General features: G+C 66.6%; 12 protein-coding genes. 2 read left to right on the top strand and 10 right to left on the bottom strand.

Annotated elements, in window-relative coordinates:
* Positions 1 to 572 precede the first annotated feature (572 nt).
* The gene (locus tag OHB12_RS07150) at positions 573 to 788 is read left to right on the top strand and encodes a hypothetical protein (RefSeq protein ID WP_327117317.1); all 216 of its coding nucleotides are present in this window, start codon (positions 573 to 575) and stop codon (positions 786 to 788) included.
* 187 nt (positions 789 to 975) lie between these two features.
* On the top strand, positions 976 to 1,395 hold the full coding sequence (locus OHB12_RS07145; RefSeq protein WP_327117315.1) for an MsnO8 family LLM class oxidoreductase: 420 nt from the start codon (positions 976 to 978) through the stop codon (positions 1,393 to 1,395).
* 1,202 nt (positions 1,396 to 2,597) lie between these two features.
* On the opposite strand, the gene OHB12_RS07140 is transcribed toward OHB12_RS07145, so the two are convergent.
* From OHB12_RS07140 to OHB12_RS07095, 10 genes are all read right to left on the bottom strand, one after another.
* Positions 2,598 to 4,391 carry an AMP-dependent synthetase/ligase gene (locus tag OHB12_RS07140; RefSeq protein WP_327117313.1) on the bottom strand — a complete coding sequence of 598 codons (1,794 nt, stop codon included), beginning with the start codon at positions 4,389 to 4,391 and terminating at the stop codon, positions 2,598 to 2,600.
* Between the two features lie 491 nt (positions 4,392 to 4,882).
* Positions 4,883 to 6,898: an erythromycin esterase family protein gene (locus tag OHB12_RS07135; protein WP_327117310.1), complete on the bottom strand. Its 2,016-nt coding sequence runs from the start codon at positions 6,896 to 6,898 to the stop codon at positions 4,883 to 4,885.
* Entirely contained in the window at positions 6,849 to 7,388 is a 540-nt protein-coding gene (locus OHB12_RS07130; protein ID WP_327117308.1) for a site-2 protease family protein, read from the bottom strand. The genes OHB12_RS07135 and OHB12_RS07130 overlap by 50 nt, the downstream gene beginning before the upstream one ends.
* 17 nt (positions 7,389 to 7,405) lie before the next feature.
* Complete coding sequence (locus tag OHB12_RS07125; RefSeq protein ID WP_327117306.1) at positions 7,406 to 7,792, bottom strand: hypothetical protein; 387 nt, start codon at positions 7,790 to 7,792, stop codon at positions 7,406 to 7,408.
* A 50-nt stretch (positions 7,793 to 7,842) separates the two neighbouring features.
* The gene (locus OHB12_RS07120; protein WP_327117304.1) at positions 7,843 to 8,310 is read right to left on the bottom strand and encodes an SPW repeat protein; all 468 of its coding nucleotides are present in this window, start codon (positions 8,308 to 8,310) and stop codon (positions 7,843 to 7,845) included.
* Between the two features lie 25 nt (positions 8,311 to 8,335).
* Positions 8,336 to 8,827 (bottom strand): Hsp20/alpha crystallin family protein, encoded by a 492-nt coding sequence (locus OHB12_RS07115; RefSeq protein ID WP_327117303.1) that lies wholly within the window; start codon positions 8,825 to 8,827, stop codon positions 8,336 to 8,338.
* Between the two features lie 256 nt (positions 8,828 to 9,083).
* Positions 9,084 to 10,256: an alpha/beta fold hydrolase gene (locus tag OHB12_RS07110; RefSeq protein ID WP_327117301.1), complete on the bottom strand. Its 1,173-nt coding sequence runs from the start codon at positions 10,254 to 10,256 to the stop codon at positions 9,084 to 9,086.
* A gap of 342 nt (positions 10,257 to 10,598) precedes the next feature.
* Positions 10,599 to 11,477, bottom strand: a complete 879-nt coding sequence (locus OHB12_RS07105; protein ID WP_327117299.1) for a slipin family protein — start codon at positions 11,475 to 11,477, stop codon at positions 10,599 to 10,601.
* Positions 11,478 to 11,612: 135 nt separating this feature from the next.
* Positions 11,613 to 11,843 carry a hypothetical protein gene (locus tag OHB12_RS07100; protein ID WP_327117297.1) on the bottom strand — a complete coding sequence of 77 codons (231 nt, stop codon included), beginning with the start codon at positions 11,841 to 11,843 and terminating at the stop codon, positions 11,613 to 11,615.
* Between the two features lie 439 nt (positions 11,844 to 12,282).
* On the bottom strand, positions 12,283 to 14,679 hold the full coding sequence (locus OHB12_RS07095) for a lysylphosphatidylglycerol synthase domain-containing protein (RefSeq protein ID WP_327117296.1): 2,397 nt from the start codon (positions 14,677 to 14,679) through the stop codon (positions 12,283 to 12,285).
* Positions 14,680 to 14,741 lie beyond the last annotated feature (62 nt).

The raw sequence follows: 14,741 nt of genomic DNA, 5'->3' as shown, positions 1-14,741 counted from the left end.
TGACGGCGACCGATCCCCGGAATGGGCTCACGGGTCAAAGCGCCCCACAAACGCGCCAAAATGGCGGCCTCAGCGCCTCGAGCCTCCGATTCACTCACCTGGATATCCACCGGTGCAACGGAATTCGAATCCGCGAATCGTTTGGACGCCTCCGTCGGCACGTTCATCAGGCTAGGTTCCCACAACCCGTGCACGGTCATCCGAAAATGACGAACCTCGAAGTGCCGTGACGCGGAGGATGCACGAACCCATGTCCTCGGGCCTGCCGTTGTGACCGCAAGTGACCTGCTCCGCTCGGCCGCTTCGAACCACGCGGTATGCGGCATGTTAGTGCGTTTCGGTCCCTCGAAGATCGACAGCGTCGCTGGCCGGCTTGTCGTAGACAAGTGAGTACCGCCAGAACAGGCGGCGGCGGATGTGCGCTCCGGGCAGACACTCTCTTGCTGCGCGGTGACTCTCCGTTCGCTGGACCAGGCTCGGTTCGTCAGCAACATCCATGGTGGCCACGGCCCTGCTGCCTCCGATACCTCACCGCGACGGCGTACATCTTCGGCACGGCGACGGAACAGACCATGGCGAACGACGAATTCATCGGCTGCAGGGAGTCCCTAATCGATGGCTCCATGGACATGGTCGGCGCCGACGGGCATTCCTACACCCCCGAGGAGTACGCCGGCCACCTCGAGGAGCAGGCAATCGAGCGTGCTCAGACCAATAGATGGAAACTCGGGCGACGAATGCTGGGAGGAGCAATCCCATCAGCCTATGACACGCACAACCACAGGTAGAGCTGGCTGAGAGCTTCCCCGCACGTGACGTCCTACGGTCATCAGACGGCGTGCGGGGGTAGAAGAGAAAGCCCCGGGGGGCCGGTCTGGCGCCGGTCCACAACCCGGGGTGCTTCCGCACCCCCAGTGTGACGTGCACGAGTAACACTGCTCGACCAGGCCGAACCGTGACGAGGAGGCAGACGATATGGGCGAGAGCGCGAACACGGCGCCGCGCAACAGCGTTAACCTCGCACAGCTGGTCGACGACCTCGGCTATCACCGATACTGGGTGCCTGAGCACCATGGGATGCGGGGCGTGGCCAGCGCCGCGCCGGCGGTCGTGGTCGACCGCATTGCCTCGGTGACACAGCGCATGCGCGTGGGGTCGGGCGGCGTGATGTTGCCCAACCACCCACCCATCGTGATCGCCGAACAGTTCGGAACCTTGGAGGCATTCCACCCAGGACGTGTCGACCTCGGACTCGGACGCGCTCTCGGCAGGCCTCGCGCCTGCTGGGGGTCTGCGGCTAACAGGACCCGGTCGCGAATACGGATGCCCGCACTGCGGCGCATCGGCGCCGGTAGGGCCAGGTGCCCGTGCTTGGTGACGCCGCGGCGGCCGTAGCCGCGGCGAGTGATCACGATCAACCCGCCGGTGACACGCCACGACAGCAGGTCACCGGGCCGCCAATCCAAAGCCGTCAGGACGGCCTTGTCGACCACGCGCCCGTTGGTGTCGACCGGGCGGATGCTGTGCACCGCCGATCGCTGCGGTGGTAGCTCGACGTTCCCCAGCGGCAGCCCCGGCGTGCCGGGAACCGTGCCATCACCACCGGTGGCGGTGGGCGCGGAGAACGAGCGTAGCTGGGACCGGCAGCAAGAACCGAAAGGGAAAGTTCGGTAAGGACTTTCGCTACTGTAGCTGCCCCGCTATCCCGCGGATGATTGCAGCATGACGCGAGCAAATGCACCGAAACGGCGGTGGTGGTCATGGCCGTAAGGTTCGACGCCCCGGGGACTGGGCACATCGTCGGAATTGCTGGCGTCACGGCCGCCGCTGCGGTTAGGCGCACCGCGCTTTCGGTGAACCGCGGTATCAGTGCGTGTGTTTGGGTCGGTGCTGTGCCCTGCCGATGTTGTATGTGGTGGACCTACGATCGTGTGGTCGTCCGGGGGCCCGGGCCGCCACAACGACGTGGCGGTCGGCGAACACCGTCCTTACGTGGTGCAGCACGGCACCGCAGCTGATCACCAGCTCCCTGCCGTACGGGTCGGTCGAGGGCGGCAGCCGGTCGGCATCGGTGTGCAGGCGCAAGCGCATACCGTCGAACACCCAGCGCCAGGGCTGGGTGTTGATGTCTCCAACCAGTCCAGGATGCTTCAGTTGTGCACCGACGGCGCCCAGGCAGCAAGCCGCAGCGCCGCAAGGGTCGTCGGGTGATCGGGAACCGAAACGGGAGGTGTGTCGTTATCGGCGGTCATAATTCGAGTTTGCTCGGTGCGCGGAAGGGCGAGTACGGGCCTTTCGCCCGCGGGGCAGGGCATGTGATCACCGCGGGTGGCCTGCTCTGGCGCGCGACGCTGATAGTCACATAGGCTCGTGTCCTAATGAGGTCGGCTTGTTAAGCCCACTCGGGCTACCGCGCCACGGATCTCGACCGACACAGCGGATTCCGAACCGCCGGACGTGGCGCGGAAGCCAGCGTCCATCTCGCCGACATCCCCGTCGACGGCCCGTCTGGCAATTTGTTGGCTATCTTTATGGGTGCTACCGAAGGCGAAGTGAGGAATACGGTCCATTGCCTGGTAACCGGTGCCGATCTGCGCTCACGCGCTGTACATTGCGCCGACCTCCGTGGCGAAGTCACGCAGCACGATGTTGCGTTTGAGCTTTAACGACGGGGTGACATATCCGTTGGCCTCGGTGAGGTCGGCGCGCAGCAGGTGGAATTTGCGGATGGCCTCAGCATGGGAGACGGCTCGGTTGCCGTCATCGATGGCGGCCTGGATCGCGGCGAGCAGATCAGGGTCGGCGGCGAGATCGGCCACGCTGGCTTCGGCGGGTTTGCCATTGAGCTGTTTCCAGGTGGGGAAGTGCTCGTCATCGATGGTCACCAGGCAGCTGATGAACGGCTTGCCGTCGCCGACGACGATCACTTCGCCGATGATGGCGTGGGCACGGATGCGGTCTTCGATCACCGCGGGGGCGACGTTCTTGCCGGCTGCGGTGACGATGATTTCCTTCTTGCGTCCGATGATGGTGAGGTATCCGTCGTGGTCGAGCGTGCCGAGGTCTCCCGTGGCGAACCAGCCGTCTCGGAATGCGTCGGCGGTGGCGGGTGGGTTGTTCCAGTATCCGGTGAACACGTTCGGTCCTCGTAGCAGGATTTCGCCGTCGTCGTCGATGCGGATCGAGGAGCCGGGTAGCGGCTGGCCGACCGTGCCGATCTTCGGCCGGTCATTCGGATTGAACGTTGCGGCCGCGCAGGTCTCGGTTAGCCCGTAGCCTTCCAGCACGGTGAATCCGACCCCGCGGTAGAAGTGGCCGAGCCGTTCGCCGAGCGGGGCGCCGCCGGAAAGGGCGTGCGTGGCGCGGCCACCCAGGGCGGCGCGTAGACGGCGGTAGACGACGCGGTCGAACAGTGCATGCCGGATCCGCAGCGGAAGCGGGATCCGGCCGCTGTCTCGGGCGCGACTGTAGGCGATGGCCGTCGTGGCCGCCAGATCGAAGATCCAGCCCCGACCGGTGAGTTGGGCTTGCGCACGGGCGGTGTTGTACACCTTCTCGAAAACACGCGGGACGCCCAGGATCAGCGTCGGCCGGAACGCTCCGAGCTCGGCGGTGACATTCTTGACGTCGCCGACGTAGGCGATGTCGACCGGGACGAACGCTGCCGCGACCTCGGCGATCCGGCCGAGCACGTGCGCCAGCGGCAGGAACAGCAGCACCGAAGACTTGCCGGTGCGGAACAGCGTCGGCATCCGGGCGGTGGTGTTGCCCAACTCGGCAAGGAAGTTAGCGTGGGTCAGCTGACAGCCCTTCGGTCGGCCGGTGGTGCCGGAGGTGTACACGATCGTCGCCAGCGCATCGGCCGATACGGCGGCCCGGCGATCGGCCACAGCGGTGTCGCTGATCCGTGCGCCGTCCGCCGTCAGGGTCGCGATGGCGGCGGCGTCGATCTGCCAGGTGTGCATCAGTTTCGGCAGTTGGTCGCGCAGGCCGGCGACCACGGCCGTGTGGTGGTCGGTCTCGGTGACGATGGCGACCGCCCCGGAGTCGGAGACGATCCACCGCACTTGTTCGGCGGAGGAGGTTTCATACACCGGGACCGTGACCGCGCCTGCACACCAGATCGCGAAGTCCAGCAGCGTCCACTCGTAGCGGGTGCGGGACATGACGGCCACCCGATCGCCGACCTGAATGCCGTTCGCGATCAGTCCCTTCGCTGTCGCCCACACCTCGGTGCGGAACTGGGCAGCGGTCAGATCACGCCAACGGCCATCGACCTTGCGGCTGATCACGGTGAGCTCCGGATACCGTTCAGCGTTGCGATCGATCAAGTCGGTGAGATTCGCGTCGGGGGGGACGTGGTACAGAGCCGGCAATCCGAATTCGTGCATGATCGCTCCTCGTTGGCGACGCTGCGGCAAGGCGTTGGTGCGCTCGACCTGGCTAAGCGGCGCACAGTCAAGCGTGAACCGAACTACATCGGTGTGGCGATGGCTGTTGGCAATCCTGCGTGAGGACCAAAGTCCTCTGTCGCAGGTCGGGCCGGGTGGCTCCGGCTGTGCCCAGGGTGTCGTCTTCCACCGCTGAGCGCATTGCGCCGCCGGTGCCCGGTTCCGGCAGCGCGGAATGTCCCCAGACGCCAGGACAGGTCGAATTGGACCGGATCACGTCCATGTTCCATGAGGACAGGGTCGACCGGGACATGTGGGATTCGCGGGCCCATAACCTGTGTCTTCAATCCGCCAGGGTCCAGCTCGGCTCCGGGGCGAGTGTCGCGCGATTCGGTCTTCCAGTCCGTCGGCGCGGCGCGCGACGACCAGGACAACACCTACGGTCATGGATCAGTCCTGTCTGCCTCCGTCGGCGGGGTTATGCTTGGCTCTCAGAGCCCGGTGGGGTATGTCTCGGGAGTGGCGTCGGTTTTCCAGTGTGTACCGGGGGCGAGTGGTTGGAGGGCGGTGGTGTTGTCGATGTGGATGATGGCGTCGTACCGGTCGGCGAGGCGGGTGTGGAAGTAGTGGCTGTGGCGTTCTGTGCTGGGTTGGTAGATGACGCCGATGGCGCGTTCGAGGCGTGGACTGTGGAGGATGTCGACGGCTTCGCCAGGTAGGTCCGTGCGGATCATGAACGAGGGGATTCCGGTGTCGTGCAGCAGTTCCTCGGCGCTGCTGGGCAAGGACATGCGCACGGGTTTGTGTTCGGCGGGACCGTCCCATCTGCTTGCCGCTGTGACCGTGCCGTGGCTGGTGGTGAATCCGATGGTGCGGCAGGCTTTTTCGTGTCGTTCGCGCACCAACTGCCCGAGTGAGAGCTGGCCGTCGGCGGCCATTTCGGTCGCGCGGGCGTCTCCGATGTGGGAGTTGTGCGCCCATACGACGATCCTTGCCGGAGCGCGGGGGTGTTCAAGGTGTGCCGCGAGAGCATCGAGGGTGTCGGCCATGTGCTCGTCACGCAGATTCCATGACGACACCCGGTCGCCGAACATGGCACGGTAGTACGCCTCGGCGTCGCGGACTGTCCAGGCGTTGCGCAGTGCGTCGAAGTGTGCCTCACCGTCACGCACGTCGATATGTTCGGCGGCGCTGCGGTGCAGGTCGACGAGCTGACCGACCACCTCGGCCTGGCAGGACTCTCCGGCACCGAACGCCGCGGCGAAACCGTAGGTTCGGCCGTCGTTTTCGGAGGTGCGATCGAAACAGCTGTAGCGTCGTCTGGCTCGTTCGGCCGCGTCGGGGTCCACGGTCTCCAGGTAGGTGATCACCTGCCGCATTGAGCGGTGCATGCTGTAGAGATCGAGCCCGTAGAACCCGGCGAGCGCGCCGCCCGCGCGGCGCTGTTCGTCGTTGTGCAGGCGCAGCCACGAGATGAACTCCCAGACCACGGTATTGCGCCACATCCAGGAGGGGAACCGTTCGAAACTGTGCAATGCGGAGGCGGCCGATTCGTCGGTGCCCAGGCCGCGGACGTATTGATCGACGCGGTGGGCGTCGGGCCAATCCGCTTCGGCCGCCACCGCGGTGAACCCCTTTTCCATGATCAGCCAGCGGGTGATGGCGGCTCGCGCGGCGTAGAACTCCTCGGTGCCGTGTGAACTCTCGCCGATCAGCACGAACCGGGCATCGCCGACGAAATCCTCCAGGACGTGTTCGGGCGGTACGCCCGCGGGCGCCTCGATCGCTACCTCGCGCAGCATCTCGACCGGGTCGGTCACCGCGATGGGGGCGTCGGCGGTGGAGGTCGCGAGTAGTTCCCGGACCTGGTCATCGCTCACCTGGGCGAAATTCCAGAACGAGTTGCCGACCGCGAGGAACGGTGACGGCATGGTCGCGCACACCATTTCGTCGACGAGCGCCTCGAACTCACGGCACGTGGATTCGGGGGCGGCTGGGACGGCGACCACTATCCGTTTCGGCTGGCCCGCGCCGATCGCATCGACGGCGGCGAACATGCTCGCGCCGGTAGCCAATCCGTCATCGACGAGAATTACGGTGCGGCCCGCGACATCCAGAGGTGGGCGGCCACCGCGGTAGGCGGCCTCCCGGCGTATCAATTCGCGCGCTTCGGTGCGGGCGATGCTGCGCACTTGTTCCGCGGTGAGACGCATTCCCCGGATCACGTCGTCGTTCAGCACGATTCGGCCGCCTCCGGCCAGCGCGCCGATCGCGAACTCCGGATTGCCCGGGACGCCGAGTTTGCGCACGACGAGTGTGTCCAGGGGCGCGCGGAGGGCGGCGGCCACCTCCCAGGCGACAGGCACACCGCCGCGGGCAAGCCCCAGTACGGCCACGTCCGGATCACCGCGATAATGCTCCAACAGGCCAGCGAGGACACGACCGGCTTCACGCCGGTCACGGAAGATCGGCTGAGGTTCGTCCCGGATGGCCGGTGCCGATGTCATGAGAAGCTCCTCTTGTCGATTGACGAGGGAAAGTTGTGCGAGTGCCTCCCGCTTCCGGGCGGCAAGCCGAGTGCGGAACCGCCATCGGCCGCCGTGTCATCAGCTCGCGAACCCTGCTGTCGCCGAATCGATGGCGCAGTCCGGCGACGGTGAGTTCGGCGTGTGCCGCCGATTGCAGGAACCAGCCGAGCAGCATCAGCCACAGTCCTGCGAGGTAGCCGAACACGATCAGTTCCGCGACACCGATCATCAGCAACACGGTGCCGAGGATTTGTCCGCTGCGCGCGGCCGTGGTCGCCGCCCGCAGCCGGTCACCGGTCCGCCACCAGATCGTCGCGCGCAGCACCCGGCCACCGTCCAGCGGCGCGCCGGGCAACAGATTGAACACTCCCAGGACAGCGTTCATGACGGCCAGCCACACCAGCGCACCGGTGATCGGCCCGCCCGGGTCCACCACTGCAGCGGCGACGGCGGCACCGAACGCGACCACAGCGAGCGCGAGGCTCGTCAGCGGCCCGGCCAGAGCGATCCGGAGATCGGCCCGCGCGTCTCGCGGCTCTTCGGTGAGTTCGGAAACACCACTGCCGTGGACGCCGTTGCCGACAGATAGGAACCGAGAATCCACGTGAACAATGCGGCCGTCACCAGCACCGACCAGTGCGCACCGATACGGATCCCAGGACCGCTGTCGCGCGCGTGTGCGCCGACGCGAGAAGGGACGCGGTCGGGCCGGACGATGTCCGCCAGCACGGGGTGGGCCTCGGGTGCGATGTAGACGATGCGAAGGGGGCAGTGCAGGCGTTCGGCGAGCGCGGCCGACCACACGGCAGCGTCGTGCCCGATCGGGGCCTGGTCGACGGTGACCACGACCCCCAGATTCTTGTGTGCGCTCACGTACGTCTCCTCGGCAGAGGCTCCCTCGACCGGTGATCGCAGCGACGGGTCTACCGCCTGTGGCTGAGCGGTCGGTCACCGCGCCGCAGCCGGGCGGGGCCACCCATCCCCACAGCAACGGTGCCTAGACCCAGCACACACACAACCGCCCCGACGACGATGTTGGACCAGATCATCGCGGTGGTGGTATCGACACCGGCGACGATCCAGGGGGAGACGATCATCCAGACCCCGAGCAGCGGTGCGACGAATGCCATGCCGTGGGTGCGGCCGTATGCGGACCCGAATGCCAACGCCAGCAATGCGATCGCGATACCGCAGACCAGGTTCGTCATTGTCAGCGACGTCTGGTCGGCAAAGCCGATGATCCAGGCGGACGCCGCTGCGTACAGTCCCGACAGCAGCAGCAGCCCGTCGGCGACTTGCGCGGTGGGTTGTTCGGCTGCTTGGTCGTAGCGCTCACGCAACGCGACGATGTCGGGGTGGGTGTGGATCGGGGTGTGCGTCGGTGTCGACATTGCGCTCATCTCCTCGGCGGGCTCGTCAGGACTTCTTACCGGTGTCCTCGGGGGTGGTTTCTGCTTGGTTTGCGGTGACTTGGTGTACCTCGATGTGCTTTTCGGCTGTCTGGGGTTCGGTAATCGGCATCGACACCGTAAGGATTCCGTTGGTGTAGGTAGCGTCGATGTCGTTTTCCTTCGCACCCGTGGGCAGCGGGATCGACCGGTAGAAGCTGCCGTATCGGAATTCCGATCGGGTGCCTTCCTTCGTTTCTTCGCTGCGTTCGGCCTTGATCGTGAGTTGCCCGTCGCGGACGCTGACGTCGACGTCCTTGGCCGGGTCCACACCGGGTAGTTCGGCGCGCAGGGTGTAACGGCCGCTCTCGACGTGTTCCTCGACGCGGATCATGTGGCCCTCGAGCGATGTCCACGGGGGCATCGACTCGAGTCTGGCCATCAGATCCGGCCAATCGGGCATGGCAGGCAGATTCGACAACCAGGACTGGCGTGGGCGGCGGGGAGAAAGGGTGCTCATATCAACTCCAACAAGAAGGAAACAAATGATGACCCTTCGATTGGACTCGCCCACCATACCGCGGCAGTAGGGCCGACGGTCCCTCCCCCGAGGACGAGGGTCATCGGGACGGGTTCCGGGATAGGGCCGATCCGCTGATGTGACACGAGCAGCTCACCAGGCACCGGCCCGAAACCGACGCCGAAACACGACGCAGATTGTCGAACCACCTCCCCGCCGGGAGGCTGTTCTGCCGATCGCCCACGGGTCGGTCGTTCTACGGTCCGAGGACCTCGCCCCGTGAAGTTCTGTGGTGTCTGCAGCCGGTGTCGTTAGACGCCGCCGGCCCCGGCCCCGGCCCGGGCCTTGTCCTTGACAGCGTGATGTCCATGATCGTTGTGCCGTTGGGTCGGGCGGCGGTGGCGTCGGGGCCGGCAACTGGTTCGCGGATCACGTTGGTGATGAGTTCGCCGAAGGCGTGGGGGTCGTGCATGAGCCAGGTGTGCCCGCCGGGCACGGTGATGGTGTGCGGGTCACCGAGAGCGGTCTGCAGCGACATCGAGGTGGATTCGGGGATGACCGTGTCTCGCTTGCTCCACACTACGAAGATGGGGAGCCGGCGTTCGGCGAGCGCAGCGAGTTCGGGGGCCAGGTTGGCGGTTCGGGCGAGGTGGGCGACTTCCCGCACCGCGGTCGGGTTCCGCAGGATGTTCGGCACCGCATCGCACAAGATCACCGGCAGGACCCGGGTCAGTTGGCGGCCGGGCAGCAGGTCGGCCTGCAGGTGCAGGCCCCAGTCCCACAGCGGACGTTCGCGCAGCGCGCGTACCACTCCACGGCCGTCGGTCCACGCCGAGCCGCCGATGGAGTTGACGAGTACGAGCCGCTCGGAGAGGTCGGGTAGGTCGTGGGCGGTTTTGATCGCGACGCCGCCGCCGAAGGAGTGCCCGACCAAGGTAACCGGTCGGGGTAGGCCGATCGCGTCGGCGAAGTGGCCGACCCACCGGGCGTATCCGGCGAGGGTTCGCTGCTCGACCGGCAGGCTGGCGGTGCCGCCGAACCCGGGAAGCGCCGGGGCGTACACGCGCATTCCCATTCGGATGAGCTGTTCGAGCGGGCGGACATAGGCCTGTCCGCCGAGTCCCCACCCGTGCAGGAAAAGCACGCCAGGGCCGAACCCGCCGACCGCGTAGCGGGCGGTCCGGCCCTCGACCAGGATCGACCGCCACCGCAGTCGAGTAGAACGGTCCTGTGGTGACCGTTTCGCATTCGTACCCTCCGTCACACGCCGATCGGGTGAAGAGAACTCCCCGACCTCGAGCAGTGAGAACAGTGGCGCCAGTTCGGCTGCGGCGTCGACGATTCGATCGGCAGACACGCCCGGGCCCGCCGACGCGACGGGAACTCCGGCAGACCGGAAGCGCTGGAGAAAATCTCGCCACTGCCGCATCTGAACTCCTGACATCGTCTCGACCATGTCGCTGTTCACGTTCGGGGCCGCGAAGTCACGAACGGTTCCGCTTGTCCGGCCACCACAGAAAGCGAGCTGGCCCATATCGAGAATCGCCGATAGCTCTAGCCAGCCGGAAGGGCGCAACGTCCACCATGTTCGGGTCGCCGGTCTCTCGATCCAGGGGACTTTCGGCACCGTCCGAACAGGACGCTACGCGGCACGCCGCTCCCGCTCCAACACGTAGTTCGCGAATATCATCGGGGGAAAATCCTTGACACCGTTGATATCCGGTGTGTTCCACACTGCCTGAGCCGCAAGGTCCGGCGGATCTGCGGCGGGTCAGTCCGGCGCGTGCGCTTTGACCGCGGTACTCGCCGTCCCGTTGTGTATCGGTGTCGACACCGGCGGGGTCGTCGGCGGTGTCTGGGCGGTGCGGGTCAGGGCCGTGGAGGCGGTGGTTTCGCGGGCGAAGAAGGCACCGACGTCACCGATCGCGCTCATCAGCGGTGCTGGGAACACGACGGTGGTGTTCTTGTCGACGCCCAGCTCGAGGAGGGTCTGCAGGTTGCGTAGTTGCAGGGCCAGCGGGTGGGCCATCATGGTGTCGGACGCATCACCGAGTGCCGCGGCAGCCATGGATTCGCCCTCGGCGGCAATGATTTTGGCTCGCTTCTCCCGTTCGGCTTCGGCTTGGCGGGCCATCGCCCGCTTCATGGTGTCGGGCAGTTGGATATCCTTCAACTCGACCAGCGTGACTTCGACACCCCACTCCAGAATGGTCGTGTCGAGGATCTGCCGGATATCGGCATTGATCGTGTCGGTCTCGGCCAGTGCTTGGTCGAGGGTGTGCTGCCCGACGACTTTGCGGAGCGTGGTTTGGGCGATCTGATCGATCGCGGCGTAGACGTTTTCGATCGCGACGACCGATTTCTCGGCGTCGACGACACGGAAGTAGGCGACGGCGGAGATATCTACGCTGACATTGTCGCGGGTAATGATGCCTTGAGATTGAATCGGCATGGTGATAATACGCATCGACACCTTCCACAGCCGATCAACCACCGGAATGATGAATCTCAACCCAGGCTCCCTGACCGCGATCACCCGCCCGAGACGGAACAACACTCCCTTCTCATACTGGGTCACCACCCGAATCGACAGCCACGCCACGATCAGTGCCACGATGAGCACTACGACGACAATCACGAGTGCATCCACAACTTCTCCCTATCTCGAATTCGGGTCGGCATATGAAAACGAGGTGGTTGACGGCGTTGCCGACGAATACCGACATAACGACCACCAGCAGCCCGCTGGACGCGCATACCCGCGACGATCACGGCTCACCACCTTTCAGGATGTGGCCCCGTACACCGATTTCACAGTGCCGAACGACACCGCCCGCTGGGTACTTTGGCGCCGGCGGCGAAGAAGCCCGGCAAGCCCTCCGGATTCGAAGACCGCATACCACGCGCGCCGCGCCACGCGCTGGATCGCTTCGGAGTGCGCTGCGGCGATACACGTCGCGACGTTGTCGCTCGCGGCGGAGATCGGTCTCGTGCTCGAGATCGACGACAGCTTCACGACAGGAATACTCGACGCTGGTCAGCCATTCCACCCGATTCATCGGATGGTGCGACGTCGCTGTGGGGCAGAGTCCGAATGGCAGCGGTGGCATCATCGCGGCACCGGCAGGTAGATCACCAGCGCGGCGGCGAACGCCTAAAGGCAGCGGCGACGGTCTACCACGAGGTGACCGAATCCGCTGCCGAAAACCCACTGTAGCCGTTGCCCTCGAAGCGCCTGGCCACCCGGCCGACCACGGTGCGGGAGCGTTCGGGGTCGGTGTTTGCCCCTGAAATCTGCCGGTTCGTGGTTGTGGCCGCGGTTAGGCGTGGTTGCCTCCCGAGGCCCCTGGCGAGCGGCGGGAGTCGTGACTGCTGAAACTTCAGGCATCGTGGCCGGTTGTCGTGTTCTTGTCGCACTGGACTGTTCGAGCCGATGAGGGTGCAGGCGATGCTGGTTACAGCATGTGGTGGCGTTGCAGGGAGGTGAAGGAGAAGAAGCCTGCGGTGGCGGGGAGCCAGAACGTGGCCAGTCGGTAGGCGAGGACGCCGGCGATCGCGGGTGCGCTGGGGACTCCGCCGGCGGTGAGGCCGGCCACGAGTGCGGCTTCGACGACACCGAGGCCGGCGGGGGTAGGGCTGGCCGCGCCGAGCGAGGTACCGCTGAGGAAGACCGCGGACACCAGGGCGGCGGACGGGTGCCCGCCGAAGGCGTGTACCGCGAATCCCAGGGCTGCGATGTAGGCGATGTTGGTGGCGATCTGGCCGCCGAACAGCAGCAGTGCCTGCCGCGGTCGGCGTGCGATCGCGGAGATCGACCAGACGGCGTTACGGATCTCGGCGAACCAGTCCGGCCGCCGGATCAGCACCGCGACGGCCACGCCGAGCAGGGTCATGACGGCGACGAATCCGATCAGCAGCCCCCACCCGCTGGGCAGTGCCGAGGCGAGCATCAGCCGGGTGCGGCCGAGCCACACGCCGGCGCCGATCAACTCCAGAAAGTGCAGGATCACAGCGGACCCCAGGTAGACCGCCATCGCGGCCATCGCGGTGGCGCGGGGTAGCCCGGATCGCTCGAGATAGCGTTCGTTGACGGCCGTGGCAGCCAGCCCGTAGGGCGCCAGCCGGTTGGCGAACGAGGTCGCCAGTTGCACGTTCACCGTGCGGCCGAACGCGAGCGGGTGCGGGCAGGCGCCCATCAGAGCCAGCGCGGCGGCCAGGTAGGTCCCTGCGGACATCGCGAGCGTGCCTGCCAGCCAGGGCCATTGCGCGTCGCCGAGCGCGGCGATCGTGGCGCCGAGTTGGCCGACTTGGGGGAGGAGCACGTAGGTGGCGAACACGGTGGCGGCGATCCAGCCGAGCGTGCGCCAGCGCACCCGCAGCAGCTCTTGCGGTGGTGCACGTTGTTCGCCGGTTGCCTCGGCGATGCGGGTGCGCAGTTCATCGAGCAGGCCGTGCTGGTGGCGGACGGCGTGCCGAGTCGCCGATGTCAAGGCCAGCGGCTGGAGCAGTGGTGCCGCGTCTGCCAGCGCATCGTGGCCCAGTACCCGCACCGCGGTCGCGACCGTGCGTTCGACGCCGACACGCAGGCTCATCGAGACCAGCAACTCGGCGACGTCGGTGGCGAGGCGGCGGTCGGAAGCGCTGGACTCGCCGAAACCGAAGTCGACGATCCATGCTGTGCCGCCGGAGTCGATGAGGACGTTGGCCAGCCGCAGATCCCGGTGGGCTATGCGGGCGGCCCGCAACCGCGCCAGCTGGCACCAGACCTCGCACAGCATCTGCTGGGAGATGGGCTCGGGCACCGAGCGGGCGAGGTTGCGTGCCGGGATGCAGGTCTCGGCGAGCCAGGCATCGTTGCCTGCGATGGCTCCGGCGCCGGCGATGGTGGGCGTGCAGACCCCGGCCCGCGCCGCCAGCAGTGCGATGAACGCCTCGTGTTCGGCCTGCTGTTTCGGTGTGGCGAACGGTGATTCGTCTTCGACCTCGCGGAAGACCAGGTGGCGGAACAGTTTGAACAGCAGATCCGCGTTGCGTTCGTGGTAGCCGACGACTTTCACGAACAACTCGTCACCTGCGGCGGTGGTGGCGATGAACGGTCGGGAGCCGCGCGAATCTGCCTGCACCGCAACCACGGACACCGGGCGCAGTCCGGCGGCGGTGAGCGCGGCCCGCACCGCCGGCGCTTCGGCCCGGTGCAGTGGCGCACCCCACACCAGATGCAATCCCGCGGCCACCGACCAGCCCAACGCGGCGCCACCGAAGACGTCCAGCACCAGATGTGCCCCCATGAACACCCGCGCCAGGGCCACCATCGCCGCACCCGCCCACGCGGCGCGCCGCCAGGGCCGCGGCAGCCACGGACCGGCCGCCGCGGCCATCGCCGCCGCCACCGCCGCGTGCCCGGACACGAAACCCAGCCCATCCTGCTGGCTGCGCAGAACGACCTCGTGCAGCAGCGCATCCGGACGCGCCCTTCCCACAAGATGTTTCACCATCGACGCCAACAGGTAGGCGAGCACACCGGCCGCGACCAGATCCCGCGCCAGCGCGACCCGCCGCCGCAACAGCGCGGCGCCGGCCGCGACTGCGACCGCGCCGATCGTCCCTGCCTGCATCACCGCCCACAGCACCGGCCTCACCCAAGACGGCAGGTCGTTGATGACGTGGAACAGGTCCACTTCCAGACGCGGCACTTGAGTGTGGTGCGCGACCAGCGCGGAAATCACTACCGCGGTAACACCGAGCGCCAGCCGGACGGCGTCACCGGGATGACGGTGCACGATCCGCCGCGGCACTCGCACGAGCGCGGCCGCGTCGGCCGCAGTCGATTCGTGCGCTGCCTCGGTGGCCATGTTCCCTCGTCCCTTCTCGGATGGACTCTGCCGGTGACCGGGCGGTGCTCGACAGGGCAGTT

It is taken from the genome of Nocardia sp. NBC_01730 (genome assembly GCF_035920445.1).
In the GTDB taxonomy this organism is placed as follows: Bacteria; Actinomycetota; Actinomycetes; order Mycobacteriales; family Mycobacteriaceae; genus Nocardia.
Note: the sequence above shows the minus strand (reverse complement) of the source record. Positions and strands in the feature narration are given on the sequence as shown.

Excerpts from the sequence above, each read along its gene's own strand:
- OHB12_RS07140 (WP_327117313.1), bottom strand. The coding sequence starts at position 4,391 with ATGCACGAATTCGGATTGCCGGCTCTGTACCACGTCCCCCCCGACGCG.
- OHB12_RS07110 (WP_327117301.1), bottom strand. The coding sequence starts at position 10,256 with ATGCGGCAGTGGCGAGATTTTCTCCAGCGCTTCCGGTCTGCCGGAGTT.
- OHB12_RS07135 (WP_327117310.1), bottom strand. The coding sequence starts at position 6,898 with ATGACATCGGCACCGGCCATCCGGGACGAACCTCAGCCGATCTTCCGT.
- OHB12_RS07145 (WP_327117315.1), top strand. The coding sequence starts at position 976 with ATGGGCGAGAGCGCGAACACGGCGCCGCGCAACAGCGTTAACCTCGCA.
- OHB12_RS07120 (WP_327117304.1), bottom strand. The coding sequence starts at position 8,310 with ATGTCGACACCGACGCACACCCCGATCCACACCCACCCCGACATCGTC.
- OHB12_RS07115 (WP_327117303.1), bottom strand. The coding sequence starts at position 8,827 with ATGAGCACCCTTTCTCCCCGCCGCCCACGCCAGTCCTGGTTGTCGAAT.
- OHB12_RS07150 (WP_327117317.1), top strand. The coding sequence starts at position 573 with ATGGCGAACGACGAATTCATCGGCTGCAGGGAGTCCCTAATCGATGGC.
- OHB12_RS07095 (WP_327117296.1), bottom strand. The coding sequence starts at position 14,679 with ATGGCCACCGAGGCAGCGCACGAATCGACTGCGGCCGACGCGGCCGCG.